Source organism: Aquimixticola soesokkakensis (assembly GCF_900172375.1).
Lineage (GTDB): Bacteria > Pseudomonadota > Alphaproteobacteria > Rhodobacterales > Rhodobacteraceae > Aquimixticola > Aquimixticola soesokkakensis.
The window spans coordinates 74,769-101,297 of the sequence record NZ_FWFS01000004.1 but is presented as its reverse complement, the minus strand read 5'-3'; the positions used below and the strand labels follow the sequence as shown (position 1 = coordinate 101,297).

General features: G+C 60.6%; 26 protein-coding genes and 4 tRNA genes. 17 read left to right on the top strand and 13 right to left on the bottom strand.

The features are described 5' to 3' along the window. The first annotated feature begins 70 nt into the window (after positions 1 to 70). The 4 genes from AQS8620_RS17025 (at position 71) to AQS8620_RS06215 (ending at position 5,242) form a co-directional block, all read left to right on the top strand. Entirely contained in the window at positions 71 to 226 is a 156-nt protein-coding gene (locus AQS8620_RS17025; protein ID WP_159453205.1) for a hypothetical protein, read from the top strand. Positions 227 to 536: 310 nt separating this feature from the next. Further along, a complete protein-coding gene (locus AQS8620_RS06225; RefSeq protein WP_085835991.1) occupies positions 537 to 2,672 on the top strand; it encodes an AAA family ATPase in 2,136 nt (711 codons plus the stop codon). Positions 2,673 to 2,967: 295 nt separating this feature from the next. Next, entirely contained in the window at positions 2,968 to 3,495 is a 528-nt protein-coding gene (locus AQS8620_RS06220; protein WP_085835990.1) for a DUF1441 family protein, read from the top strand. 1 nt (position 3,496) lies between these two features. Then, positions 3,497 to 5,242, top strand: a complete 1,746-nt coding sequence (locus AQS8620_RS06215; RefSeq protein ID WP_234990393.1) for a phage terminase large subunit family protein — start codon at positions 3,497 to 3,499, stop codon at positions 5,240 to 5,242. Positions 5,243 to 5,880: 638 nt separating this feature from the next. Here AQS8620_RS06215 and AQS8620_RS06200 read toward each other — a convergent pair. Further along, entirely contained in the window at positions 5,881 to 6,063 is a 183-nt protein-coding gene (locus tag AQS8620_RS06200) for a hypothetical protein (RefSeq protein ID WP_085835986.1), read from the bottom strand. Between the two features lie 640 nt (positions 6,064 to 6,703). On the opposite strand from AQS8620_RS06200, the gene AQS8620_RS06190 reads away from it, so the two are divergent. The 8 genes from AQS8620_RS06190 to AQS8620_RS06160 all read left to right on the top strand — a co-directional run bounded on the left by AQS8620_RS06190 (position 6,704) and on the right by AQS8620_RS06160 (position 12,458). Continuing rightward, on the top strand, positions 6,704 to 7,255 hold the full coding sequence (locus AQS8620_RS06190; RefSeq protein ID WP_085835984.1) for a hypothetical protein: 552 nt from the start codon (positions 6,704 to 6,706) through the stop codon (positions 7,253 to 7,255). Continuing rightward, positions 7,252 to 8,661 carry a phage portal protein gene (locus AQS8620_RS06185; protein ID WP_085835983.1) on the top strand — a complete coding sequence of 470 codons (1,410 nt, stop codon included), beginning with the start codon at positions 7,252 to 7,254 and terminating at the stop codon, positions 8,659 to 8,661. The genes AQS8620_RS06190 and AQS8620_RS06185 overlap by 4 nt, the downstream gene beginning before the upstream one ends. Then, positions 8,658 to 8,813: a hypothetical protein gene (locus AQS8620_RS17020; RefSeq protein WP_159453204.1), complete on the top strand. Its 156-nt coding sequence runs from the start codon at positions 8,658 to 8,660 to the stop codon at positions 8,811 to 8,813. The genes AQS8620_RS06185 and AQS8620_RS17020 overlap by 4 nt, the downstream gene beginning before the upstream one ends. After that, on the top strand, positions 8,810 to 10,552 hold the full coding sequence (locus tag AQS8620_RS06180; protein ID WP_085835982.1) for a prohead protease/major capsid protein fusion protein: 1,743 nt from the start codon (positions 8,810 to 8,812) through the stop codon (positions 10,550 to 10,552). The genes AQS8620_RS17020 and AQS8620_RS06180 overlap by 4 nt, the downstream gene beginning before the upstream one ends. Continuing rightward, the gene (locus tag AQS8620_RS06175) at positions 10,552 to 10,770 is read left to right on the top strand and encodes a phage head-tail joining protein (protein ID WP_085835981.1); all 219 of its coding nucleotides are present in this window, start codon (positions 10,552 to 10,554) and stop codon (positions 10,768 to 10,770) included. The genes AQS8620_RS06180 and AQS8620_RS06175 overlap by 1 nt, the downstream gene beginning before the upstream one ends. A gap of 3 nt (positions 10,771 to 10,773) precedes the next feature. Then, positions 10,774 to 11,109 (top strand): DUF2190 family protein, encoded by a 336-nt coding sequence (locus tag AQS8620_RS06170; protein WP_085835980.1) that lies wholly within the window; start codon positions 10,774 to 10,776, stop codon positions 11,107 to 11,109. A gap of 4 nt (positions 11,110 to 11,113) precedes the next feature. Further along, positions 11,114 to 11,374, top strand: a complete 261-nt coding sequence (locus AQS8620_RS06165; protein WP_200809600.1) for a helix-turn-helix transcriptional regulator — start codon at positions 11,114 to 11,116, stop codon at positions 11,372 to 11,374. Between the two features lie 136 nt (positions 11,375 to 11,510). After that, complete coding sequence (locus tag AQS8620_RS06160; protein ID WP_085835979.1) at positions 11,511 to 12,458, top strand: tyrosine-type recombinase/integrase; 948 nt, start codon at positions 11,511 to 11,513, stop codon at positions 12,456 to 12,458. 55 nt (positions 12,459 to 12,513) lie between these two features. Here AQS8620_RS06160 and AQS8620_RS17015 read toward each other — a convergent pair. Further along, a tRNA-Tyr gene (locus AQS8620_RS17015) sits at positions 12,514 to 12,597 on the bottom strand. 200 nt (positions 12,598 to 12,797) lie between these two features. On the opposite strand from AQS8620_RS17015, the gene rlmB reads away from it, so the two are divergent. Then, the gene (gene rlmB / locus AQS8620_RS06155; RefSeq protein WP_085835978.1) at positions 12,798 to 13,580 is read left to right on the top strand and encodes a 23S rRNA (guanosine(2251)-2'-O)-methyltransferase RlmB; all 783 of its coding nucleotides are present in this window, start codon (positions 12,798 to 12,800) and stop codon (positions 13,578 to 13,580) included. 218 nt (positions 13,581 to 13,798) lie between these two features. Then, entirely contained in the window at positions 13,799 to 14,233 is a 435-nt protein-coding gene (locus AQS8620_RS06150) for a CoA-binding protein (protein ID WP_085835977.1), read from the top strand. 41 nt (positions 14,234 to 14,274) lie between these two features. Here the strand turns inward: AQS8620_RS06150 and AQS8620_RS06145 are convergent, their stop codons facing one another. The 4 genes from AQS8620_RS06145 to hisA all read right to left on the bottom strand — a co-directional run bounded on the left by AQS8620_RS06145 (position 14,275) and on the right by hisA (position 16,515). Continuing rightward, positions 14,275 to 14,598, bottom strand: a complete 324-nt coding sequence (locus AQS8620_RS06145) for a phosphoribosyl-ATP diphosphatase (protein ID WP_085835976.1) — start codon at positions 14,596 to 14,598, stop codon at positions 14,275 to 14,277. 7 nt (positions 14,599 to 14,605) lie between these two features. Then, positions 14,606 to 15,403 (bottom strand): imidazole glycerol phosphate synthase subunit HisF, encoded by a 798-nt coding sequence (hisF, locus tag AQS8620_RS06140; protein WP_085835975.1) that lies wholly within the window; start codon positions 15,401 to 15,403, stop codon positions 14,606 to 14,608. A gap of 111 nt (positions 15,404 to 15,514) precedes the next feature. Beyond that, positions 15,515 to 15,796, bottom strand: coding sequence for a hypothetical protein (locus tag AQS8620_RS06135; protein WP_085835974.1), 282 nt, complete (start codon positions 15,794 to 15,796; stop codon positions 15,515 to 15,517). After that, a complete protein-coding gene (gene hisA, locus AQS8620_RS06130) occupies positions 15,793 to 16,515 on the bottom strand; it encodes a 1-(5-phosphoribosyl)-5-[(5-phosphoribosylamino)methylideneamino]imidazole-4-carboxamide isomerase (protein ID WP_085836169.1) in 723 nt (240 codons plus the stop codon). Before hisA ends, AQS8620_RS06135 begins: the two co-directional genes overlap by 4 nt. 261 nt (positions 16,516 to 16,776) lie before the next feature. Between hisA and AQS8620_RS06125 the strand changes: the two genes are divergently transcribed. Continuing rightward, positions 16,777 to 17,187, top strand: a complete 411-nt coding sequence (locus tag AQS8620_RS06125; protein WP_234990392.1) for a DUF2147 domain-containing protein — start codon at positions 16,777 to 16,779, stop codon at positions 17,185 to 17,187. Positions 17,188 to 17,303: 116 nt separating this feature from the next. On the opposite strand, the gene hisH is transcribed toward AQS8620_RS06125, so the two are convergent. Continuing rightward, a complete protein-coding gene (hisH, locus tag AQS8620_RS06120) occupies positions 17,304 to 17,942 on the bottom strand; it encodes an imidazole glycerol phosphate synthase subunit HisH (protein ID WP_085835972.1) in 639 nt (212 codons plus the stop codon). Continuing rightward, entirely contained in the window at positions 17,942 to 18,529 is a 588-nt protein-coding gene (gene hisB, locus AQS8620_RS06115; RefSeq protein ID WP_085836168.1) for an imidazoleglycerol-phosphate dehydratase HisB, read from the bottom strand. The genes hisH and hisB overlap by 1 nt, the downstream gene beginning before the upstream one ends. A gap of 363 nt (positions 18,530 to 18,892) precedes the next feature. On the opposite strand from hisB, the gene AQS8620_RS06110 reads away from it, so the two are divergent. Next, positions 18,893 to 19,483: a response regulator gene (locus AQS8620_RS06110; protein WP_085835971.1), complete on the top strand. Its 591-nt coding sequence runs from the start codon at positions 18,893 to 18,895 to the stop codon at positions 19,481 to 19,483. Positions 19,484 to 19,632: 149 nt separating this feature from the next. On the opposite strand, the gene AQS8620_RS06105 is transcribed toward AQS8620_RS06110, so the two are convergent. The 5 genes from AQS8620_RS06105 to AQS8620_RS06085 form a co-directional block, all read right to left on the bottom strand. Further along, positions 19,633 to 19,707: transfer RNA gene (locus AQS8620_RS06105), tRNA-Gly, on the bottom strand. A gap of 79 nt (positions 19,708 to 19,786) precedes the next feature. Next, positions 19,787 to 19,861, bottom strand: a tRNA-Gly gene (locus AQS8620_RS06100). Positions 19,862 to 19,930: 69 nt separating this feature from the next. Next, positions 19,931 to 20,005: transfer RNA gene (locus tag AQS8620_RS06095), tRNA-Gly, on the bottom strand. A 163-nt stretch (positions 20,006 to 20,168) separates the two neighbouring features. Then, positions 20,169 to 23,615, bottom strand: a complete 3,447-nt coding sequence (locus AQS8620_RS06090) for a pyruvate carboxylase (protein WP_085835970.1) — start codon at positions 23,613 to 23,615, stop codon at positions 20,169 to 20,171. A gap of 383 nt (positions 23,616 to 23,998) precedes the next feature. Next, entirely contained in the window at positions 23,999 to 25,582 is a 1,584-nt protein-coding gene (locus AQS8620_RS06085; protein WP_234990391.1) for an MDR family MFS transporter, read from the bottom strand. Between the two features lie 254 nt (positions 25,583 to 25,836). On the opposite strand from AQS8620_RS06085, the gene AQS8620_RS06080 reads away from it, so the two are divergent. Continuing rightward, positions 25,837 to 26,427: a MarR family winged helix-turn-helix transcriptional regulator gene (locus AQS8620_RS06080; protein ID WP_159453203.1), complete on the top strand. Its 591-nt coding sequence runs from the start codon at positions 25,837 to 25,839 to the stop codon at positions 26,425 to 26,427. Positions 26,428 to 26,529: the final 102 nt, after the last annotated feature.

Here is a 26,529-nt window from a genome sequence, read left to right as displayed (position 1 = left end):
TCTGGCGTTATCTGGTCGGCAAGACCGGCGGGAGGCATGACGACACTATGATCGGCACTGAAGCGCTTGATTGACCCGCAATTGGAAACGATCAGGCGCGATTGTGGCCAAGTGTCGCTTCTATCGGGCCAGAAGTATAGAGGAGGAATTGCAAAAATTGCGCAAATTCAACGCCAGCGAGGGCGGCGGCGCGGATGTGACCATCCAAAATAACGGGCTGATGTGACGGGCCGACATTACGCGCCGATGCACCTCAAGCCCCGCATTGCTTTGGGGCGCGTCGCGCTTGCGCTGAGGGGCAGGGCGCCAAAACGCCACGCGGTAAATTCCAGCGGTTCACAGGCAGGGCATCTGCCCGCCGCGTCACGTAAGCCACCGATTTTAAGGAAGTAAAATGGTGGGCGACCCTGTAGTAACCTAAATGAGCAAAAACAATAAGTTGCTCTGTAAACCCTACCGGAAACAGCCCATTGAATTTCCTAGTTTTTCGTCCAGCTTGTCAAACCTTGCGGGGCCTTCAATGAAGGAACTGCACCGTGAAAGACTACTTTACCGACCTCAGCGACCTGTTCGATTGGACGCCGCCACCTGAAACGGAAAACGCCGCCCCGGCTGCAACCGGGAACGGCGTTGAAACTTCGGCGGCTCAGAAAATCGCGTTCGAGAAATATACTGAATCTGCGACTGAGAATCAAGGCTGCGATGTGCCGTTGGCGGTATCCATGTTTGCCGATGTGAAGGCGCAGCGGATCGAACCGGCGCGGCTTTCCCTTCGGCAGATTCACGCCCGGCTGACTGCCACAACCGCCGCCGCAAAATCCGACCTGCCATTGGTCAAGCTGGGCACCTTCGGGGATGTGCGAACCGAAAAGGGCAGCCTGCGCCACGATGCCAACCTGTTGAGCGTGTCAGGGGTGGAGGGCGACTATGACGCGGGCGCGGTTACGCCTCAGGACGCCGCCGAACGGCTGCGCCAGGCTGGCATCGCCGCGCTGATCTACACCACCCCAAGCCATACTCCGGAAGCGCCGCGCTGGCGCGTCCTAGCACCTCTGGCGCGTGAAGCTGCACCGGAAGAACGGGAAGCCCTCTGCGCCCGTCTCAACGGCGCGCTGGGGGGCATCCTTGCGGATGAGTCCTTCAAACCGTCGCAATCCTTCTACTTTGGCGGCTTGGCCGAACGCCCCCCGAAGTCGATCCTTGTGGAAGGGCAGACGCTGGACTGCGTGACCGGCGTTGCCTCGATTGGCCCGGCACCCAAGCCGGTGAAGTCGACAACCGATCTGTCAGACCTGTTCCGCGAACCGGCTGACCGGGCGGAAATCCAGCGCGCGCTGGCCTGCATCACCCTCGAAAAGGGTAACTATTTCAAATGGCTTGAAATAGGACAGGCAATTCATTCTGACTTCTGGGGCAGCGATGAAGGTTTGGCCGTTTGGAATACCTGGTCAGCAACACAAATCGGATACAAGGGAATCAAAGAACTGCGCCAGAAGTGGCGGGGCTTCAAGCCTGGTGGAATTACCATCGGGACTCTTTTTCACTACGCAATTCAAAATGGCTATGAGCGGCCTTCCAACGTATCCATAGACGATTTTGACGATCTGCCTGCACATCCCGAGCCGGGAAAGCCGAAACCGTCGACGCTGACCTTTCTAACGCCCGATGAATGTGAGGCGTCACCCGCGCGCAAATACCTGATTAAAGGCTTGCTGGCCGAAAAGGACGTTGCCTGCATCTTCGGCGCGCCGGGTGCCGGTAAATCCCTCATTGCGCCCTTCCTTGGCTACATGCTGACGCAGGGCAATGAAGCCTTCGGGATGCGCACCAAAGCGGGCGGCGTGTTCTATGTGGCGTCCGAAGACTCCCACGGGATGCGCGGGCGCGTGAAGGCGCTGCGGAAGGCGCATGGCGGCGCGCAAACCTTCAAGCTGGTGGAAGGCGTGTCGAACCTTCTTATCAAGGAGTCGCCTGACTATCTGGCGCTGAAAGAGGCTGTGAAGGCCGAACGCCCCGCGCTGATCTTTATCGACACGCTGGCAATGGCATTCCCCGGCCTGGAAGAGAACAGCGCCGAAGCTATGGGCCGCGTGGTCGCGGTGTCGCGGGCGCTGACCCGTTGGGGCGCTGCGGTTGTGCTGATCCACCACGACACGAAAGCGGAAGGTGGCACACCGCGTGGGCATAGCTTGTTGAATGGGGCGCTTGATGTTGCCCTGCATGTGAAGCGCGACGATGAACAGAAGATCATCCGGGGCAGGCTGACCAAAAACAGGAACGGCACCTGTGATCGAGACATTGCCTTCACCATCGCCACCGATGACTTCGGATTTGATGATGATGGAGACCCGCTGACCTATCCGCGCTGCAACCCGCTGACCGGCATCCCGGCCAAGGTGAAGCGCCTTCCCCCGCAAGCTGCGGCAGCGCTGAAAATCCTGGAAGGCATGACACAGCCGGTCAACCGGGACGATTGGAGAAACGCTTGTTTAGCGTCCGATGCGGTTTGCGCGAATGAGGATCCTGCAACCCGGCGAAAAGCGTTCAATCGGTCACTCGAAACGCTGGCACGGGATGGATTGGTTACAGGCGATGATGGCTTCTATTCCATCCGCGACGGCTTTGATGATGGCCTGTCAGATGACGATGAAACGGGACGGACTGAGACATGACCGGGACATGTCTCGCATGTCTCAACCGGCAAAAGGGCACACCGGCGAGACGGACAGGGACACACCCCTTAAGGGTGTCCCGTGTCTCGGTGCCATGCTCAGCAATGGAACCAGAAGATGAAGCACAATCAATCGGAAGCGGCGGTGCAGCGTGGCGCATCATTGGTTTGCCGCGATCATCGCCCCCATTCGATCATGGGTCCTTCCCTAGGGGCGGCACCCGCGGGGACTCCGAACCCCGAAAAAACGCGCTCTACAGAAAAATTTCAATGGCAGGGCCGAAAGGTAAGCATCAATGACCTATTCTGAAACGAACCTGGAAGACCTGTTTCAAGACTTCAAACCCGCTGACCCGCACCCCGAAGACCGGATTCCGGCAACGATGACGGAATCCGAAATTGCGGCCTTTCTGGGCCTTGCCACGAGTCAGGTGCGCACCAAAACCCGCGACGGGACTCTTGTGAAGAATGGCCGGGGCCGGTGGGATGTTCGGGCATCCTTGCACGGTTACATTGCCCGGCTGCGGGATGGTGCGATCAAGGGCGGGGGGCAGGTTCCCGACGATTTGAAAACCGAAAAGCTGCGCCTCGCCAAGCATCAAGCCGACAAGATTGAAATTCAGAACGCGGCGGCGCGCGGCGAATTGGTCAGAAGTGCTGACGTGGAACGCGAATGGGCGAACGTGCTGCGGGATGTCCGGTCGACCGTCTTGGCCGTGCCGTCCCGCGTGGGATCGAAACTGGCGCATCTGACTGCACATGACGTGGCAGAGATTGACCGGGAAATCAAAGCTGCCTTGGAAGGACTCGCAAATGGGAATTGAGTTGATTCGCAGCCGCGCCCTGAAAGCCCTGCGCCCGCCCGCCGATATGGCAACCGCAGACTGGATTGAGGCGAATATCTTCCTGCCGCAGAATGCCAGCGCGCTTCCCGGCAAGATGAAACTCTGGGCCTATCAGCGGGGCATCTGCGATGCGCTGGACGATCCGGGGATTGAGCGGGTGACCGTGCTGAAATCAGCGCGTATCGGCTACACCGCGCTTCTGTCTGGCATCATCGCCAGTCACGTTGCGAACGCCCCCGCGCCGATCTTGGCCGTCCAGCCGACTGCGGACGATGCCCGCGACTATGCCGTCGACCTGGAACAGGTATTCAGCGCATCGCCCGCCTTGCGTGGCCTGTTAAGCGATGAAGCCGACGAAACGGGCCGGTCGACCATGCTCAACCGGCGCTTTCCCGGTGGCAGCTTGAAATTCCTTGCTGCGAAAAGCCCGCGCAACCTGCGCCGCCACACGGCGAAAATTCTGATTATGGACGAAATAGACGGGTTTGAGGTTTCGCAGGAAGGCGATCCAATAGAGTTAGCGACCATGCGCACCATGACCTTTCGAGATCGGAAGATCATTGCAGGTTCGACTCCGGTTTTCGACTTTGGCCCGGCAACCCGGCTCTATGACAAATCGGACAAACGGATTTACGAATGTCTTTGCCCGTCCTGCAACGAATTCGCGGAAATCAAATGGGCAGATATTCGCTGGCAGAAAGGTGACCCGGACTCGGCGCATTGGACCTGCCCGAATAACGGCTGCATTGTGCAGGAACGGGATAAGCCCGCGATGGTCGCTGCGGGCCGCTGGCGCGCAACTGCGCCCGATGTGAAGGGCCATGCCGGGTTCAAAGTGAATGCCCTTATCAGCCCGCATTTCAACGCGCGCTGGGCAAAGCTGGCAGCCGAATTCTTGGAAGCCAAGAAAAGCCCGGAAACCTTGCAGACCTTCACGAACCTGGTCCTTGGCGAACCGTGGAAAACCGAAGGCGATGATCTGGACGAACACGAATTGTTCGGGCGGCGTGAACCGTTCCGCCTCGATGCCCTGCCGGATGACGTGCTGTTCCTGACTGCCGGTGTCGACTCCCAGGATGACCGGATTGAAGTGGTTATCATGGGGCACGGGCGCAGCGACATTTTTGCTCTCGATCATCGCATCTTCTGGGGGCCGATTGACGGGGAAGCCGTCTGGCAAGACCTGGACTCGCTGTTGCGTGAAACGTGGCAGCACCCGAACGGCGGCACGATCCGCATTGACGCAGCCTGCATCGACTCAGGGGACGGCGGGCATACGGAAATCGTGAACAGCTTCACCCGCCCGCGCTATGGGCGGCGCGTCGTGGCTATCAAAGGCGTTCCGGGCTTCTCACGGGCCTTCCTGCAAAAGTCTGGCACCAAAGGGCAGCTTCTGTGGCTGGTCGGTTCCGACGCGGTGAAATCGCAGCTATTCACTCGACTGGCGCGCGGCGTAGGCGTCCGGTTCGGGGATGCCTTGGAACCGATCTACTTCGAACAACTGACCTCTGAGCGGCGCGTGATGCGCTATGTTCGGGGCAGGCCGGATGCCCGCTTTGAGCGGATCAAGGGCAAGCGGGCCGAAACGCTGGACGCCACGGTTTACGCTTGGGCCGCGCGCCAGTTGATCGGGGTGAATCTTGACAGGCGGGCGGAAGAACTGTCGAGTGAGGCAGCGCCAAAGCGGCAACCGCAGATTGTGCGTTCAACATGGTTAAACAGGTAAAGACATGAAAACAAATTTTATTCAAATTGTTGGCGCTGCGATTGCAGTGCTTTGGGCGTCTTTCGCTTCGGCTCAGAGTCTTAACTGCTCGACCGACAGTCTTGGAATTACCCGTTGCAGCGACGGCAGTTCCTATTCAACCGACAGCCTTGGAATAACCCGCGACAACTACGGTAATTCTTGGTCTACCGACTCACTTGGGATCACGCGTGGAAGCAATGGGACAAATTGCTCCACTGACTCGCTTGGCATCATGCGTTGTTACTGACGAAAGACTCGTTAACTCAAACGTGCTGAATAGCGTTTCTTAACCACACGGTTGATGAAGTTATTCAGCCCATTGCCTGCGCGCGCAAGTCGAGCCATGTGGTCAAGGTTTTGCTGACCTGCGGATAGGGACGTGTAACGGTAAACCGCTCCGCCCTTAAATTGCACGTCAATGTGCGATTGCCCGATGTCGTATGCTTTCACACCGGAGTCATTGTCCCAGTCTCTGTATGGCGTCATGGCTATCCCCTAGCACAACATGTAGCGCCAAGATAAGCGATGTTCGCACTTCGTTCAATAACCAAATTCGGCAGATCGCTTCTAAGGCGGCACGTCTTCGCGCCGCCTTAGAAGCGATCTGCCGAATTTGGTTATTCACCGAACGGCGTAGACCCCAAGTATGACCGCAAGAGAATATCGGCAAGGAATTCGTCGTCATTCTCATCGGCGGCGCGCTTGATGCGTTCGAGCGCCTTGGGGAAATTGGGGCTGGAAATGAATTCGACCATGAGTCTGTCAGCTTCCATTTGGCCGGGCGTGTGTTGCAGGTGCATCGGGGACTCCTTTGATGCATCCGAATCAGAATTTATCGAGCCTCTTGCGTGATAAATAGCTGAAATCGAACGTGAATTTCACATCAGATGTGATTTAGACCAACAGCCGATATTCATCCTCAAGCGCAGCGCGAACCCGTTCGACCTGTTGAATGGGAACGGGTGGCAGGATGCGATTGTGGTTTTTCTGATACCACGCCTTGTCGACGTCCTGAATCAACCTGACGGCTTTCGCATGGTCCCAAGGCCAAAGCCACCCGATCAAGTGGGGGTCAGTGACGAATTTGCGCAGGGACCGCGCCTCTTTCTGTAAGTCTGCTTTACTTTGTTTTCGCATGATTGGACTCCTTTCATAAAAAGGGGCGGCGCTGAAACCCTCACGCCAAGGGTAACAGCGCCGCCGCCAGGCCGGGGAAGGATACCGTGAGGAACCCGGCCATTTGCGCACCGGATGCGGGGTTGAACAGGAACCCACGGCGCGCAAATTCTTTGTCTGTTGAAGGGTGAACCGGGGCAGACCTTCGACCTTCCGCCCCGATTCTGCTATTTATAACCTATGTATAACAGTCGGTTCCATAGGAATCAATAGTTGACATGTCAGAACGATTCCGATAGAACCGTTTCAGCGAAGGAGAACAGAATGAGCCGAATCACAATTAAACAAGTCGCAGAAATCATGGTTAAGGTCTTTGGCCTGGAACATGACATGACACAGTTCATTCAAGGGCGCTTAAAGAACTTCAACGCCAAATTAGGGATACTTAACACCGAGGAGTCAGGTGACTTTCATCAAACCCGGACTCTCGATGAAGTTGGCGCTGCGGAAGCCGTCATTTTCAGTGAACTTGTGGATATGGGCTTTGACGCCCAAGTTCTGCGCGAATTTCGTGACTACCTTGACCGAAACCCAACCAAACTCCGGTTAATCGAAAATCCGCAACTCTTCCGCGACATGGACAATCCGCGACTCGAAATCAAGCTTTATCGGAGCGATGACTCCAGAGTAATGCGCCGCTATTTCATTCATACTTTCGATGATGAACCAAACCGGGTTTCTCGGTCACTGGATAATTGGGAATTGTATGACAAGAAACTTGCCACGGTCCTGACTGTCGACCTCAAGGTGCTATTGTCTGACTTCCTATTTGAATTTGGGCAAGCGGCCATGTTCGGGGATCGTTACGGCAAATGAAGCTAATTGATCTGTTCAAACGCAACTCCGCCCCGATGCAAACCCGCCGCTTTGATGGCGCGGCGGGCGGGCGGCGCTGGTCATCCGCACCTTCCTTTGGTCGCACCGGGCCGGAAACGCTGGCAGCGTCCGCGCCTATCCGCAGCCGGGCGCGTTACTTTGTGGCGAACAACCCGTGGGCCGCGAACGGCGTTTCGGCGCTTGTGTCCGGGCTTGTGGGCTTTGGCATCAAACCGGCTTCGCAGCATCCCGACGCGGGCAACCGTGCCAGCATCGGCGCGGCATTCGCAACATGGGCCAAACGGGCAGACGCGGAAGGTCGCACCGATCTGTTCGGGCTGCAAGCCAATGCGGCGCGGGCGATGATCGTCGACGGGGAAGCCTTCCTGCACATTGAAACCCGCGCCAATGGGCTGCGGCTGCGGCTTTTGCCCGCTGAAATGGTGGATGAAGCCGACACGCGCGACTTGCCCAATGGCGGCTATGTGGTGGCTGGGATCGAATTCAACGCGGCGGGACAGCGCGTGGCCTATCACGTTCTGAAAGCCCGCCCCACGGCTGTTTCCGCCTCGACCTATGGCACGATCCGCGTTCCCGCCGAAGATATGCTGCACCTCGTGCACCCGCTTGGGGCGGGGCAGGTGCGGGGCGTGTCATGGCTGGCACCGATCTTGCTGCGCCTGTCCGAACTCGACCAGTTGGAAGATGCCTTGGCCGTTGGCGTGAAAACCGCAGCTATGTTCGCGGGCTTCCTTGTCGATCAAAACGGCACGGGCGAACCCTTCGATGCCAGCGACGAGTCGGGCATCCTGACCCGTGGGCTTGAACCGGGCGTGTTGCAGCGTCTGCCGTCCGGGTTCGACATTCGGTTTTCAACGCCGCAACAGGCGCAGCAAACCGCTGAATTCGTCAGCCACCAAATCCGCGCCATTGCGGCGGGCTTGGGCGTTCCGGCGCATCTGGTCAGCGGCGATCTGCGGGAAGCGAACTATGGCAGCCTGCGGGCTGGCATGGTGGCATTCCGGCAAAAGCTGGAACAGATTCAATTTGGCACTGTCATTCCGCAGATGTGCGCGCCGATCTGGGAACGGGCGGTTTCCGCTCTGATCCTGCGCGGCGATCTAGCCGCTACCGATTTTGAGGCAGCCGCGCCGCTTTGGCTGGCAGCCGAACACTATCCCCCGCCGATGCCGTGGATTGACCCGGCAAAGGACGTGGCAGCGATCCGCGATGCCTTGGAAGGGGGACTCATGTCCCGCCGCCAAGCCGTTGCCGAACGCGGCTATGACGTGGAAACCCTCGACTCCGAGATTGCCGCAGACCGCGAACGTGAAGCGCGGCTGGGCATCAATTTCAACCCCCGCGCCGCCACGCCCGAACCTCAGAAGGAAGCTGGCAGCGAATGAGCGTCAAACCCAAAACCCAATGGCGCAAAGGCTGGTCCCGTGCCTTGTCGGTTGAGTCCGACAAGCCGGTGACCCTGAGCAATGCCCCTTGGGAAAACCAAAACAACCGCGCCGCCACGCCCCAACCCAAGAAGGAAGCTGGCAGCGAATGACCATCCTTGAAACGCGGGCTGCGACCATCGCACCCGCCACGTTGAACCGTGAGGCCGGAACGGTCGACGTGGTTCTCTCAACTGGCGCGCCGGTCAAGCGCGCGGGCTATGTCGAACGCCTCGCAATCGACCCCGCAGCCGTGACCATCGCGCCCCGCTTGCCGGTTCTCGATTCGCATCGGCAAGCCTCAATTCAGGACGTGAAGGGCCGCGTTGAAAATGTCCGGTTTGAAGCCGGGCAACTCGTGGCGACCCTTCGCATTTCCGACCCCGCAGCCCTTGCCGCGATCGAGCGTGGCGACGTGACCGGAGTCAGCATCGGTTACCGCGTGGCCAAGTGGCAGGACTCGTCCGACGCCACGGGGCAGCGCGTCCGCACCGCCACCACCTGGGAACTGGTTGAGTGTTCCCTTGTCGCAATCCCCGCAGACCCCCAAGCCCTTATCAGGAGTGCTACCTTGCCCGAACTGTCCCCTACCGCGCCCGACGCGGCAACCCTCGAAACCCGTGCCGCGATCCGCGCCATTGCCGCAACGGCTGGCCTGGACTCGGCCTGGTCCGACTCCCAAATCGACTCCGGCGCGGACGTGACCGCAGCCCGTAGCGCGGCCTTTGACGCGATGGCGCAGCGTTCGGCGCAGCCGATCCGCACTGCCACCGTTGGCGCTTCTGGCGATGACCCGGCAGTGATCCAAGCCCGGCAGGTGGAAGCCCTTTCCGCCCGGATGATGGGAACCGCCCCGACCGACGCGGCGCGCCCCTTCATGCAGATGGGCCTGACTGACTATGCCCGCGATGCCCTGACCCGCAGCGGCACCGTTGGCGTGGCGATGATGGGCCGCGAAGAAATCCTGCAACGTGCCATGCACACCGTCAGCGACTTCCCGGAACTTCTGACCGGCGCGGGCAACCGTGTTCTGGCCGATGCTTACCGGCGCGCCGAAAGCCCGCTGAAACAGCTTGCCCGGCAGCGCACCGCAGCCGACTTCCGGCCCTTGTCGACCCTCAAGATCGGCAACTTCACCAAACTGGAAAAGGTGACGGAAGCCGGTGAGATCAAGGCGCTTTCGACGGCGGAAGCCAAGGAAGGCTACAGCTTGGAAACCTTCGGTGGCATTTTCAGCCTGTCGCGCAAAGCGATCATCAATGACGATCTGGGGGCCTTTGCCCGCTGGGGCGAAATGATGGGTCAGGCAGCGGCGGAAACCGAATCCGGGCAACTCTTGGCGCTTCTGTCCGCGAACGCGCGCGCGGGCGTCACGATGGGCGATGGCAAGGCGCTGTTCCATGTCGATCACGGCAACCTTGCCGGAACTGGCGCGGCCTTGTCGGAAGCGACCCTGGACGCGGCGCGGCAAGCGATGCGCACCCAAAAGATGATGGACGGCACGACTCCGGTGAACGTGGTTCCGCGCTTCCTCGTGGTCAGCCCGGCGCGTGAAACCGCAGCCGAAAAGCTGTTGACCTCGATCCAAGCCAACACCACGGCAGACGTGAACCCGTTCGGCGGCAAGCTGTCGCTGATCGTGGAACCGCGCTTGACGGGCAATGGCTGGTTCATCTTCGGTGACCCGGCAACCGCGCCCGTGCTGGAATATGCCTACCTGTCCAGCGCGCAAGGGCCGCAACTGTCCAGCCGCGACGGCTGGGAAGTGCTGGGCCGGGAATTCCGCGTCACCCTCGACTTCGGCGCGGGTGCGACGGATCACCGGGGCGCTTACCGGAACGCGGGCGCGTAATGGCAACGCTCTCGCAACTCCAAGAGTGGCGCGAACGCCTGATGGACGCCAAGTTTTCCGGCGTCCTGATGGTGACCGACTCCAGCGGCGAGTCGATCCGCTATCGCAGCCATGCCGAACTGGCAGCGGCGCTTGCATCTCTCGACTCCGAAATCCAGCGGGCGGGCGGCAATCGCCCCCCTTCCTCGATCATCTTCAACACCTCGAAAGGCATCTGAGTCATGGCAAAGAACTACGTTCAAAAGGGTGACACGATCACCATTCCCGCCACTGCGGCGGTTGTTTCCGGCGCAATCGTGCAAGCCGGTTCCATCATCGGCGTGGCCCAAGGCAGCGCGGCAATCGGTGAGCCGGTCGACGTGGCCTGCGGTGGCGTCTGGACGCTGCCCAAAGTTGCATCGGAAGCCTACGCGGGTGCGGGCGTTCCGGTCTATTACAACAGCGGCAATGGCCTTGTGACCTCGACTGCCAGCGGCAACATGAAGCTGGGCGTGGCAATCGAATCCGTCGCGGCTGCCACCGGCACCGTCAAAGTGCGCCTGAGCGGCGCATTCTGAGGCGATGATGGGCACCCCGGCGCGTCATAGGGTCTTACCGCCACCGACCGCGCGGCTTCTGTCGCGCCCGGAAGCGGCTGCCTATGCCGGGGTGTCCCCCACAACCTTTGACCGGATGATGGGCGATGGCTTCATGCCCGGCCCGAAAAAGGTCTATGGCCGCGTCCTTTGGGATGTTCGCGCGCTGGACGCCGCAATTGATTGCTTGCCGGGCGACGGCATGTCGACGGAAGGTGTCGACACAGTAAGCAACGATTGGGATTGATCCTATGAAACAACTCAGACGGCCACCGAAATACTGCCAAGGCATGATGGACCGCCACGGCAAGCCGCGATGATATTTTCGCCGCCCCGGTTATCCGCGCCGCGCGCTTCCGGGCTTGCCCTGGTCCCCGCAATTCATGGCCGAATACGCGGCTGCGATGGAAGGCGACAAGACTGAGATCGGCAAAAGGCAGACACTTCCGGGCAGCATCGCGGCCCTTGTTGCCAGCTATTATCGCAGCGCCGATTACAGCGGCCTTGCCGACTCGACCAAGCGGGCAGTGCGGAACATTCTCGAACGCTTCCGCGCCGAACACGGGGACAAACGAGTCGCGCATCTGGAAAAACGACATGTGCAGAAGATCATGGCAAACAAGGCCGAAACGCCAGACGCCGCGAACCGGCTTCTGCGCCTTATGCGCACCCTCATGGAACATGCGATTGACCTGGGCTGGCGGCGCGACGATCCGACTGCGGGCGCCAAGAAACTGCGCCACAGAACCCAAGGCTTTACCACTTGGGAAGAAGAACACATTGACGCCTTCCTTGCCCAGCACGAAGCGGGCAGCCGGGCGCATTTGGCGTTTTCGCTCTTACTCTACACGGGTCAGCGGCGCGGTGATGTCGTTAAGATGGGCCGTCAACATGTTCGGGGCGATGTGCTGACCATCTTGCAAGGCAAGACCGGGCAGCACGTCAGCATTCCCTTGCACCCGAACCTTCGGGCCGCTGTGGACGCTCTTCCGCGCGACAACCTGACTTTCATCATGTCGGAACGCGGCAAACCAATGTCACCAGAAGGCTTCACCAATTGGTTCCGCAAGCTGGTGGAAGCCGTGGTCGACGATGAAGGCAAACGGCTGTTGCCTGATGGGCTTTCACCGCACGGTTTGCGCAAGGCGACGTGCCGCAGACTCGCGGAAGCCGGGTGCAGCGCGCATGAAATCATGTCTATCAGCGGGCACCAAACGCTTGCCGAAGTGACCCGCTACACGGTTGCCGCGAACCGACTTCACCTTGCCGAGCGGGCGGTTGCGGCAATGGAACGGAAAGAAACGAGAACAAAGACTGTAAAACCTGCCTGATAGGTTTACGAAACCGCCCCGCAGGGCATTGATTTTATTAGATGAAAAAGAGAAGTGGTGGGCGACCCTGGAATCGAACCAGGCGTGGGTCTCCCCGGCGGAGTTACAGTCCGCTGCCGCACCTTGCAGCCCGTCGCCCACTTCACGGCATTGCCGTTTGGTGTGGGGCGGGGGATACAAGTCTGGCAGGAAGGCGTCAACAGGAAAAAGCGGGTTTTTTGTGAGTTGGTCGTCTTGGCCTGCGCTTGCGTGGCAATCTGCGTGCAGACTTGTGTTTAAACGCCATGTCGGGCAGAGGTAGCGGGCCAATATTTACTCGAATTTTACGCGGGGTCCGCCATGCAAAAGCCCAAATGGGTCGTCGAAAAAGAACAGGCCAAACGCAAAGCTGCCTCCGAGACGGTCTGGCTTTTCGGGCTGCATGCGGTGCGCGATGCTTTGGTGAACCCCGCGCGCACCAAGTTGCGCCTGATCGTCACCAAAAATGCCTATGACAAACTGGCCGAAGATATCGCGACATCGGGGCTGGAGCCCGAGATCGTCGATCCGCGCAAATTCAACGCCCCCCTCGACCCGCAATCGGTGCACCAGGGCGCGGCGCTGGAGGTCAAGGCGCTGGAATGGGGCAACGTTGCCGAGCGTGCCATCGGATCGGGGGAGGGCACACCCGTTGTTGTGCTGCTTGACCAGGTCACCGACCCCCACAACGTCGGCGCGGTGCTGCGATCGGCTGAAGTCTTCGGGGCCACGGCTGTGATTGCCACCGCACGCCACGCGGCCCCCGAAACCGGCGCTTTGGCGAAAACCGCCTCTGGCGCGCTGGAACGCCAACCCTATTTGCGGGTGCGCAATCTGGGCGATGCAATGGAAGAACTGCGCGCCATGGGCTTTACGCTGCTCGGGCTTGCGGGCGAGGCCGAGGTCGATATCGCCGAGGCGCTGATCCCGCTGGCGGGGCGTCCGGTCGCGCTTGTGATGGGGGCCGAGGGGCCGGGCTTGCGCGAAAAAACCCGCGCGCTCTGCGATCATCTGGTCAAGATCCCCTTTGTGGGGGATTTCGGTTCGCTCAACGTGTCCAATGCCGCGGCTGTGGCGCTTTATGCGGTCAGCCAGCGCGGATAGCGGCGCTCACGCGGTTGCGAGCGGTGATCACGAACAGATGATCAAACCTTGGGACCCAAACGCGCCGTTCCTAGTTGATTAGACAAGACAGCACTCGGAACCTGCTGTCGTATTCACTGTCCCTCGTTCCGCACTTGCCCGAAGCTCAAGGTTTCTCCTTGCTTCGGGCTTTTTTCTGCGCTCGACTGGGCGACATATTTATGACTGGAAAATCCCCGATGACCAATCCGTCCGATGCCGATATCACCCGCATTCTCAACGAGACCCGCGTGATTGCGCTGGTCGGCGCGTCCAACAAACCGGCGCGCGCGTCGTTTCAGGTGGGCACATTTCTGGCCAAACAGGGCTACAAGGTGATCCCCGTCAACCCCGGTCAGGCGGGCAAGCAATTGTTCGGTCAAACGGTGGTCAGCAGTCTTTCCGATATCGACGAAGCTGTGGATATGGTTGATGTTTTTCGCGCCTCCGAGGCTGTCGAAGAGGTCGTGGACGAGGCTTTGGCCGCGCTGGACGGGTTGCAAACCATCTGGATGCAGCTTGGCGTGGAAAACGAGGCCGCCGCCGCAAAGGCGCGCGCGCAAGGGATCGAGGTGGTGCAAGACCGCTGCCCCAAGATCGAAATCCCGCGTCTTCGGGTGGAAAAAATCCGCTAGGCAGGCGCCCTTCGCGGCTGAATTTTTAGCAGCTGGCCTTTTTAGCGACTGGCCTTTTCCGCAATGCCCGAGGTGCCGTGGCGGCGGTCCAATTCGGTCAGGACCTCCTGCAGGGACACATCGCGCGCTGCCAGCATCACAGCCATGTGGTAGAGCACATCCGCAGCCTCATACACAAGGTTGTCACGGTCGTTGACGGCAGCCGCGACGACAGCCTCGATGGCTTCTTCCCCGAATTTCTCGGCGCATTTTTGCGGGCCCTTGTCGAAAAGTCTCGCGGTCCAAGAGGTCTCGGGATCCGCGCCCTTGCGGCTTTCGACGGTGGCAAACAGGCGGGCGAGTGTGTCGGTCTGCGCGGTGCTCATGGGTTCCTCACTGAAGACGCATGGGGATGCCTGCGGCCTGCATATGCGCTTTGGCCTCGGCAATGGTGTAATCCCCGAAATGGAAAATAGAAGCCGCCAGAACGGCGCTGGCGTGGCCGATGGTGACGCCTTCGACAAGGTGGTCAAGCGTGCCAACGCCGCCCGAGGCGATCACCGGCACGTCCACCGCATCGGCAATCGCGCGCGTCATCGCCAGGTTGAACCCCGCGCGCGTGCCATCGCGATCCATTGAGGTCAGCAGGATTTCCCCCGCGCCTTTGGCGGCGATCATTTTGGCAAATGCGACAGCGTCGATGGGGGTTCCTTGCGCATCCAGCGCCGCTTTGCGCCCGCCATGGGTGAAGATTGTCCATTTGACCGGATTGCCCTCGGCGTCGACTTCGGTGGTTTTGGCGTCGATCGCGCAGACGATGCACTGGCTGCCAAAGCGGTCGGCCGAACGCGCAATCACATCGGGATCGGCCACTGCGGCGGAATTGAAGCTGACTTTATCGGCCCCCGCAAGCAACAGGTTGCGCACATCCTCGGGGCTGCGCACGCCGCCGCCGATGGTGAGTGGCATGAAACACTGTTCTGCCGTGCGCGTGGCCAGATCATACATCGTGCCGCGGTTTTCATGGGTGGCCTTGATGTCGAGGAAACACAACTCGTCTGCCCCCGCCAGATCATAGGCGCGTGCTTGTTCCACCGGATCGCCCGCGTCGATGAGATCGACGAAATTCACGCCTTTGACGGTGCGCCCTTCGGCGACATCAAGGCAGGGGATGATGCGGGTTTTCAGCATGGGAGTCCCTTTTGCGGCTTGTCTTGTGACTTACTGCGCGACAGGGCGGGATGCAATCATTTGGCCGCGCGTGCGCGCCAACGCCCCCAACGCGCGCGTGCCCGCACAGCTTCAGCGGGACCGCCGCCACAGATCAAAGGCAATTTTCACAACCAGCGCGACGACCAGAATCCCGCCGATCGGCAAGGTGACAAGCATGAGCCATCCCGACAAAAAGGCCGCCCCAAGCAGGCCCCCCCAATCCTGCCCGTTGACAACGCAGGCGTAGGCCCCCGCCTCATCAAGGCGGCAGCCGTGACGCGCCGCAAACCAGCTGGACCAGATCACGCCGACCAAAGGGCTGAGACATAGCGCAATCCCGAGGCCAAGGCAGACGTAAAGCGCTTTGCTCACGCTTTGAGAACGCTCAGCGCCGCGCCAAGATCAATCGCCCCGTCATAAAGCGCGCGGCCCGCAATGACCCCGTCCAAAGCCGCGCCACAGCCCTTGAGGTCGCGCAAATCATCAAGCGAGGACACGCCGCCGCTGGCGATCACCGGAATCGACACGGCCTGCGCAAGCGCGGCAGTCGCCGCAACATTGGGCCCCTGCATGGCGCCGTCGCGGTTGATGTCGGTGTAGATAATCGCCGCAACGCCCGCGTCCTCAAAGGAGCGCGCCAGATCGGTGACCATCACATCGGTTTCCGTCGCCCAGCCTTTGGTCGCGACCTTGCCGTTGCGCGCATCGATGCCCACGGCCACCTGTCCGGGAAAGGCTTTCGCCGCCTCGCGCACAAGGGCGGGGTTTTCCACCGCGACCGTGCCCAGAATGACGCGTTGCAGACCCTTGGAAAGCCAGCGCTCGATCGTTGCCATGTCGCGGATGCCCCCGCCAAGCTGGGTCGGCACCTTGCATTGCGTCAGAATTTCCTCGACCGGTGCCGCGTTCACCGGCTCTCCGGCAAAGGCCCCGTTCAAATCCACCAGATGCAGCCATTCGCAGCCCGCATGAACGAAATCAAGCGCCTGCGACACGGGGTCGTTGTTGAATACAGTGGCCTGATCCATTTTGCCTTTGAACAGGCGCACGGCATTGCCGTCTTTGAGGTCGATGGCGGGGTAGAGGATCATGGTCTGGCCTTTTTGCGAAGAGGAGTGGGCCTGCTCTGCCACAAACCGCGCGCGATTGCAAAACGACATAGGCAGGGCGTGACACAATTTCACCGCCAACCGCATGGGCAAACGACAGGGCAGGCCGCCTGCGCCTCGACGGCACCTTGGCAACAGCACGCGCGTGACGCGGCGTTCTATGGCTTGGGCTTGATTTGCGCGACAACCTCGCGCAAGTTTTCTGACAGGCGCGGCCTCGGGCCCGCCATCAGGGAGGAACCTATGACATTTTCAAGCCATCCGATGCGCCTCAAGCATCTCTGCGCCGCAGCCCTTGCAACCCTCGCCCTCGCCGCCCCCGTCGCAGCGCAGGATGCGGTTGCAGGCACATGGCAAACGCAGGTCGACGACGGTGCCTACGCCTTTGTCGAAATCGCCCCCTGCGGCGACAAACTCTGCGGCACGATCGCGCGCACCTTCAATGCCGACGGGGAATATAAATCCGCCAATCTGGGCCGCCCCATCGTCTGGGACATGGTCGCTCAAGGCGACGGCACCTACAAAGACGGCAAAATCTGGCAGCCCTCGACCGACAAGGTCTATAATTCGAAAATGGCGCTCTCGGGCGACCAGCTCAAAGTGTCGGGCTGCGTCGGGCCTATTTGTAAAGGCCAGACCTGGGTGCGCCGCTGATCCGCACATCTGAAAATGGCACCCCGCCGCGCGCCTTTTTTGTCATGAAATATCCTCGGGGGTGAGAAGGCCAGCGGCCTTCGAGGGGGCAGACAGCCCCCTCACACCCGTCTGCCTCAGGGAGCCCAATTCAGGAAATTGGCGATGATGCGCAGGCCGGCGGCTTGCGATTTTTCGGGATGGAACTGGCAGCCGACCATCGTGTCGCGCCCCACAATGGCAGTGATCTGTTCGCCGTAGTCGCAATAGGCCAGACGTTGCACCGGGGTGGTGACCCGCATGTGATAGGAATGCACGAAATAGGCGTGATCGCCCGACTGCACGCCCGACAGAACGGGGTGCGGGTGATCCAGGACCAGATCGTTCCATCCCATATGGGGCACTTTAAGCGCCGGATCGGTGGGGGCGATTTTCACCACCTCGGCGTCGATCCAGCCGAAGCCTTCGGTGGCGCGGTATTCATGGCCCCTGCGCGCCATCATTTGCATCCCGACGCAAATCCCCATGAAGGGGACGGCGCGCCGTGTCACGGATTCCTCGATGGCCTCGAACATCCCCGAAACCTCGAACAAATGCGCTTTGCAGGCGGGAAAAGCCCCGTCACCGGGCAGGACGATGCGATCCGCACGCGCCACAATGGCGGCATCCGATGTCACCACGACCTCGCCCGAACCGGTTTCGCGCGCCATGCGTTCAAACGCCTTTTGCGCGGAATGCAGGTTGCCGCTGTCGTAATCCACCAAAGCCGTGAGCATCACAGCGCGCCTTTGGTCGAGGGCAGGGCAGAGGCCATGCGCGGATCGGTCTCGACCGCCATGCGCAAGGCACGCGCGCAGGCCTTGAAGGTGGTCTCGGCGATATGGTGGCTGTTGAACCCGTGCTTGAGATCGAGGTGCAGGGTAATGCCGCCGTGCATGGCGAGCGCCTGAAAGAACTCGCGCACCAGTTCCGTATCGAAAGTGCCGATCTTGGCCGAGGGAAAGGCAATGTTCCACACCAGAAAGGGACGCGCCGAAAGGTCCAGCGCGCAGCCTACTTGGGTCTCGTCCATCGCCAGCGCAAAATGCCCGTAGCGGTTGATGCCTTTCTTGTCGCCAAGCGCCTGCGCAATCGCCTGACCCAGCGCAATCCCGGTGTCCTCGACGGTGTGGTGGTCGTCGATGTGGTAATCGCCCTTGGCGCGCACGGTCATGTCGATCAGCGAGTGGCGCGACAGCTGGTCCAGCATGTGATCAAAGAACCCGACGCCGGTCTGGTTGTCATAGCGACCGGTGCCGTCGAGATTGACCTCGACCTCGATGGAGGTTTCGGCGGTGGTCCGCGTGATGGAAGCGCTGCGCATGGCAATCCCCGTGTTGAACGTTGTGAGGGCAGGGCGTCGATGCCTGCCGATCTTGGCGCCCTTATAGGCGGGGTGGCGGCGCATTCCAAGCCTGCGGCCTCAGGTGCGGGTCTCAACTGCGGGCCGAACCGGGGAGCAAGGTCTGCGCGCTTGGCTCTGCGGGCGCCACCGTTGCGCTGAGGTCGCGCAGAGGTCGCAAGCACCAGCCAGAGCCTGAACGGCGCGGTTTGGAAAATTGCTGAAAACCGCGCAAGCGTTGAGGATTTATTAACCTTAACACGCGATGCTGTGCGGTCCTTAAGGCGTTGTTAAATCCTTTGACCAATATTGGGCAGGACTTTGACGATCATTGGTGAGAACGCCATGAATATATTGCTGTTGGACAATGACCACGCACAGGTTGCGGTGCTGCAAACGGCCTTTGAGAGGCAGGGGCATCGCGTGACGCTGCATGGGGCCGTCGAAGGCGCGCATCAGGTGATCCGCGAGACGCGGTTTGATCTGATGATTTTTGCGCAGTTCCTGCCCGACGGCTCTGCGGTTCCCATCGCCTTCCTTGCGCAATATCATTGTCCCGGCATTGCCCTGATCGCCTTGGCGGAAAACGCTGCCTATGGCGGGGGGGAATTATTCTCGATGTTGGAGGGGCTGCGCTGTATCCTCAGCAAGCCCGCCTGCTGCGAGGATCTTATTGAAATCGCTTTGGCTTTGGACGATCCGCGCGGCAAACTCGCACGCTGCGGCACCTGTCGCGTGATCGATCCCTGCCTGGAGCGGCGCGGTCCTGAGCGCTGTGGGCCAGAGCGCTGTGGGCCAGAGCACTGTCGGCCAGAGCACTGTGACCCTGACCAGCAGGGGATTGAGCGGCACGGGTTTGAACAGCGCGCCCGCGCGATCACCGGCGCCGCGCAACCGGCTTTTGGTGTGTCAGCACATCCGTTCGGAGTGCATTAGGCGCTATTCTCACAGGTTCCCGACACCAATATGCCGCCGCGCCTGCACTGGCACATTCTGATCGCGCACGGCCGGAGGCTGTGACGCGCAGGACGGCCGCGCTGGCGATGAAAGCACCGGAAAAGGGACAGCGAAAAGTTGAGGAAAGTTGGAGCGGGCGAGGCGATTCGAACGCCCGACCCTAACCTTGGCAAGGTTATGCTCTACCCCTGAGCTACGCCCGCTCGGCGTGTCACCTGTGCGCCGGTGTCTTGCGAAAAACCCCTCTCCCTTGGGTCCCGATCAAACAACCGGAAGGAAAGTTGGAGCGGGCGAGGCGATTCGAACGCCCGACCCTAACCTTGGCAAGGTTATGCTCTACCCCTGAGCTACGCCCGCTCGGCGTGTCCCGTAACGTGGGTCTCGCGTCTCTCTTGGGGTGCCAACCACTGGTTGGGAGAGAGAAATTGGAGCGGGCGAGGCGATTCGAACGCCCGACCCTAACCTTGGCAAGGTTATGCTCTACCCCTGAGCTACGCCCGCTTCCTTGGGTGAGGGCGGATATAAGAGGACTGCGCGCAGGCGGCAAGGGAAAAATCACCCGCCGCTGGAAATTTTGCGCAAAGCGCGCGCGCAAAATGACTCCTCATGGCAAAGCGGTGCGCAGGGGACCCCGCGCACCGCAGTTTTCAACCGTGACCGTGCCCTAGACGAACTCGACCAAAAGGTCCTTGGCGTCGATCTGGGCACCGGGGGTGACGTGAACGGCTTTGATTTCACCGTCGCGATCGGCCGTGATCCCCGTTTCCATTTTCATCGCCTCAATCGTGAGCAACAGATCGCCCTTTTTCACCGGCATGCCTGCGACAGCGGCAACCGAAGCCACAACGCCGGGCATGGGCGCGCCGATGTGGCTGGCGTTGCCCAGTTCGGCTTTGGGGCGGGCTTGGGTGGAGGCGACGACCGAGCGGTTGGGGATGCGGATGACGCGGGGCTGGCCGTTGAGTTCGAAGAACACTTTGGCATTGCCCTGCTCGTCGGTTTCCCCCAGCGCCTGCAAGCGCACTTCCAGTGTCTTGCCCGGATCGATTTCGATGGAAATCTGTTCGCCATTTTCCATGCCGTAAAAGAAGTTCTTTGTCGGCAGGGTGCGTACGGGGCCGTATTCGCCGCGCCGCGCCATGTAGTCGGTGAAGACCTTGGGATACATGAGGTAGGCGTTCAGGTCCTCGTCATCGATCTCCACACCCAGTTTGGCCGCAAGTTCGGCGCGGGTGCCTTCCAGATCCACCGCCGGCAGGTGTTTGCCGGGGCGCTCGGTATTGGGCTTGTCGCCCTTGAGCACCTTGTTGACGATGCCCGCAGGGAAACCACCCGGCGGCTGACCGAGGTTGCCGCGCATCATGTCAGCAACCGAGTCGGGGAAGGCCACGTCGGTTTCAGCATCTTCGACCTGTTTGCGGGTCAGCCCTTGGGCAACCATCATCAGCGCCATATCCCCGACCACTTTGGAGGAGGGGGTCACTTTGACGATGTCGCCAAAAATCTGGTTGGCATCCGCATAGGCCTGCGCCACCTCATGCCAGCGATCCTCAAGACCAAGCGAGCGGGCCTGGGCTTTGAGGTTGGTGAATTGGCCACCGGGCATTTCGTGCAGGTAGACCTCGGAAGCGGGCGCTTCGAGGCCCGATTCAAACGCCGCATATTGGTGGCGCACATGTTCCCAGTAGTTGGAAATCTCGCGCACCGCGCCGATGTCGAGGCCGGTGTTGCGCTCCGTAAAGCGCAGGGATTCGACGATGGAGCCAAGGCAGGGCTGCGAAGTGCCGCCCGCAAAGGCATCCATGGCCGCATCCACGGCATCAACGCCTGCTTGCGCGGCGGCCAGAATGGTGGCGCCCGCGATGCCCGAGGTGTCATGAGTGTGGAAGTGGATCGGCAAGCCGACCTCTTCCTTGAGGGCCTTGACCAGCGCACCGGCCTGTGTGGGTTTGAGTAGCCCCGCCATATCCTTGAGGCCCAGCACATGGGCGCCGGCATCGCGCAGCTGTTTGCCCATGTCGACGTAGTATTTCAGGTTGTATTTGGGCCGCGTGGGATCAAGCAGATCGCCCGTGTAGCAAATCGTGCCCTCACAGATTTTGCCGCTTTCGATCACCGCATCCATCGCCACGCGCATGTTTTCCACCCAGTTGAGGCTGTCAAAGACGCGGAACACATCGACGCCGCTGGTGGCGGCTTGGGCGACAAAGCTTTGCACAACATTGTCGGGATAGTTGGTATAGCCCACGCCGTTGGAGGCGCGCAGCAGCATCTGTGTCATCACATTGGGCAGTTTGGCGCGGATGTCGCGCAGGCGCTGCCACGGGCATTCCTGCAAAAAGCGATAGGCCACATCAAAGGTCGCGCCGCCCCAGCATTCCACCGAATAGAGCTGGCTGAGGTTCGCCGCATAGGCCGGCGCCACGCGGATCATGTCGATCGAGCGCATGCGGGTGGCCAGCAGGGACTGGTGCCCGTCGCGCATCGTGGTGTCGGTCATCAACAGTTGCTTTTGCGCCAGCATCCAGTCGGCCACCGCTTTGGGGCCTTTGGAGTCAAGCAGTTGGCGCGTGCCTGCGGGCACCTGCGTCAGTTCCGCTTGGGGCGTGGGCGCGACGGGCATTTTGGCGTCGGCCGCGGGCAGGGGACGGTCCTTGGTTTCGGGGTGGCCGTTGACGGTCACATCGGCAAGGTAGTGCAACAGTTTGGTCGCGCGGTCCTGACGGGGGCGGAAATCAAACAGCGCGGGCGTCTCGTCGATGAATTTGGTGTGGTATTCGTAGTTCAAAAAGACGGGATGTTTGAGCAGGTTGATCACGAAGTCGATGTTGGTGCTCACGCCGCGGATGCGGAATTCGCGCAAAGCGCGGTCCATGCGGGCAATCGCCGCCTCGGGCGTGGGTGCCCAGGCCGTGACCTTGGTCAGCAGGCTGTCGTAATAGCGGGTGATCACAGCGCCCGAATAGGCGGTGCCGCCATCCAGACGGATGCCCATGCCCGTGGCCGAGCGGTAGGTGGTGATGCGGCCGTAATCGGGGATGAAGTTGTTGGTCGGGTCCTCGGTGGTCACGCGGCACTGCAGCGCATGGCCCGACAGCTCGACATCATATTGCGACGGCACGCCCGTGGCCTCGGTCAGCGATTTGCCTTCCGCGATCAGGATCTGGGCACGCACGATGTCGATGCCGGTGACTTCCTCGGTCACGGTGTGCTCGACCTGAACGCGCGGGTTCACCTCGATGAAATAGAACTTGCCGGTGGCCATATCCATCAGGAATTCGACGGTGCCGGCGCATTCATAGCCGACATGTTCACAGACTTTCTTGCCGAGGTTACAGATTTCCTCGCGCTGGGCGGGCGACAGATAGGGGGCGGGTGCGCGCTCGACCACTTTCTGGTTGCGCCGCTGCACTGAGCAATCGCGCTCGTAAAGGTGGTAGATATTGCCCATCTTGTCGCCAAGGATCTGCACCTCGACGTGGCGGGCCTTGAGAATCATCTTTTCCAGATAACCCTCGCCGTTGCCAAAGGCCGCTTCGGCCTCGCGCCGCCCCTCTTTGACCTTCTCGACCAGCTCGTCCTCGGAATTGATCGGACGCATCCCGCGCCCGCCGCCGCCCCAGCTGGCCTTGAGCATGAGCGGATAGCCGACCTCGGCCGCTTCCTTTTTGATGGCGTCGAAATCATCGCCCAGCACTTGGGTCGCGGGGATGACGGGCACGCCCGCCTCGATCGCCACGCGCCGTGCGGAGGCTTTATCGCCAAGCGCGCGCATCGTCTCGGCGCGCGGGCCGATAAAGGTGATACCCGCGTTGGTGCAGGCATCGACAAAATCAGGGTTTTCCGACAAAAGCCCGTAGCCCGGGTGGATCGCATCGGCGCCGCACATTTTGGCAACGCGGATGATTTCCTCAATCGACAGATAGGCCGCGACCGGTCCCAGCCCCTCGCCGATTTTATAGGCCTCATCCGATTTGAAGCGGTGCAGCGACAGCTTGTCCTCTTCGGCATAGACGGCGACGGTTTTCTTTCCCATCTCGTTGGCAGCGCGCATCACGCGGATCGCGATCTCGCCTCGGTTTGCGATGAGAATCTTGTTGAAATCTGGCATAGAAATCCCCTTTGTCGTCCGCCCGTTCGCGCCGCCGTGACTGGTGACGCTTCTCCCTCAGGGACGCATGGCACGGCTGCCGCGCGTAACCCTGAAATACCCGCACGCCCGATCACGCGGCGCGGGGCTACCTGATCAGGCTACGGGTTTCTGCAGTGCAGTAAAATCGATTTTTTTACATTTGCAAAGAAAATGTTTGCGCTAACAGGGTGCAGCCCCTGCAAAGCGGCTTTGCGAAAATAAAGCTTTGGCGCGGTTCTCGTGGGGGAAGGTCTTGCAGAAACAAAAGAGGGGACCGAAAAGCCCCCTCTCTGCTGTGCAAACTGTGGTTTTTGGGTGTCACGTCGTGGCGATTGCGCCGCAAAAACCGCCGTGTGCCGGTCTCATTCGCCCTTGGGCACGTGACGGTTGGTCAGCGGAATTTCTTTCAGAAAAAAGGACATAGCGAGGCCCAATGCACAAAGAACAGCCGTGATGTAATAGATCGGGTGCAACGCGCCCGACACATTGGCCGCAAGGGCTGCCTGTGCTTGCGCGGAGAGGCCGCTGATCATCTGCGGACCCAGCTCTGCGACATTGCCAAGAGCGGCGGACTCGCCCGATCCGCCCATGCTTGCGGCCATGCGTACCGCAAAGAGCGCGCCGAAAAACGCCACCGCCACCGAGCCGCCGACCTGACGAAACATCAAACCCGCAGCGGTTGCCGTGCCCAGACGGTTTTTGGGGACGGCGTTTTGTACGGCGGTGGTGACGACCGGAAAAATCGACCCCATGCCAGCGCCGAGCAACAGCAAAGCGCCCCACAGATACGGCGAGGAGGTGCTGGCATCGAGCTGCGTGAGCATCAGCATCGCGACGAGCCCCAAGGTAAAGCCGATGATCGGCAGCGCCTTGTATTTGCCGGTCTTGCCCATGTAGCGACCGGCGATATTGGACGCGGTGAGGATGCCGAAGGTCATGGAAATCAGTTGCAGGCCCGATTGTGTCGGCGTGGTGCCCTTGGCGATCTGCAGGTAGATCGGAATATAGGTCAATGCGCCGAACATCATGGCCCCCGACAGCAACGAGACGATGGATGTCACGAGGAACACGTTGTTTTTAAACAGATCAAGCGGCAGAACCGGCTCGACTGCGCGGCGTTCGGCAAGGATGAAGGCAAGGAAGCCAAGGAGGGCCGCAGCAAGAATGGCAAGCAGAACGGGATCGCTAAAGGCCAGCGTCGAGCCGCCCAGCGAGGTCACCAGCACGATCCCCGCCAGCGTGACCGACAGGGCAAGCGCCCCTGCGTAGTCGATTTTATGCGACACGCGCTCGGGGTTGGCCCGAAACCCGAAGATGAAACCGGCCAGAGCCAGTATGCCGAAGGGCAGGTTCACAAAGAAAATCCAGTGCCAGCTCAGCGCCTGCACGAACCAGCCGCCCAGCAGCGGTCCAGCCACAGAGGCCACGCCAAAGACGCCCGCAAACACACCCTGAACCTTGCCACGTTCACGGGGGGGAATCACATCGCCGATGATCGAGAGGGCAAGAACAAACAGCCCGCCGCCGCCAAGCCCCTGGAGGGCGCGGGCGAGAATGAGAAAGGTCATGGAATTGGCAACACCGCAGAGCATCGACCCGAGCAAGAACACGCAAACGGCGAAAATGACGATGGTGCGCCGCCCGTAGAGATCACCGAGTTTGCCATAGAGCGGCGCAACCACGGTCGAGGCGAGCATATAGGCGGTGACCACCCAGCTGAGGTGATCCAGGCCGCCGAGATCGGCGACGATGGTGGGCAGGGCGGTGGACACGATGGTCTGATCGAGGGCGGCCAAAAGCATGAGCACCGCGACCGAGCCGATGACCACGCCGACGCGGCTTTCACCGGGGTCGGTTTTGGGGGCTTGGGTGAGGGCGGCTTTTTGGGCCTCGATCCGCGCGCCTGCGGTCAGGACGGGCGGGGTGGCTGGGGAAGATGCAGGCAAGGACTTGCTCCGGATGTGGTGCTGGGCGCGCTTGGGGCGGGCAGCGTCGTCTTGGGGACCCGCGCCATGCGCGGGCGGGTGTTGGTCAGCCAGTATCTATTGCGCTGCTATTTATGTGTCAACGTCACGCAATTGATTTTAGCATATAAATGTTGATGTCATGCAATTGACACGCTCATGGATATTTGCAATGCCATCACAAAGCTGCCCCGCATGAGACGAAGGATGGCAAGATTATGCAGAAAAACAGCAAGATGTCGCACATCCCAGATCCAATTGATCATAAAACCGGCGGCGCGCAAAACGCCGATCCGCAGGCCGTTGTGCGGGACCAATTGCTGGAACTGGGGTTTGATGCGGGCAGTGCTGCGGCCTTGATGGACTTCGATGTGGCCTATTTCCAATGGTTTCGCATCGTCCAGCGCGGCGAGATTTTCCCCCTTCTTGCGGCGAAAACCGGTATCGAGTTGGAACTTGCGGCCTTTCAGGGGCTGATCGCGATCTTGCGAATCAAATGCGGTATTGCGCGCCCCAAGCCGATGGAGCCCACCATCGGCCTTGTCGCCGAGGAACTGGCCATCGACCCGTCGCGTGCATCGCGCATTGTCAGCGATCTGGTCTCCAAAGGGTTGGTGGCGCGGGTGCCGTCGCAAAATGACGGGCGCAAATCGATTCTCTCGCTGTCGGATGCGGGCAGCGCCGCGCTTGATAAATTCCGCGCCATCAAGTGGCGCTTTGTCGGGGGGCTGTTCGAGGACTGGGAGCCGCAGGATATCGCCACGTTTTCACGGCTGTTCCGGAAATATGCCAGCAATGTCAGCGCGGCGGTGGGCGATCCGCAGTAGGGCGGGGCTGCACTGTGCTGCGGCGCGGGGCTGGCTGATCTTGGGGGATGGGGGCTATCACGCGAAAATCACCGGGAAAGCGGCAAAAGAGGCGAGAACGTT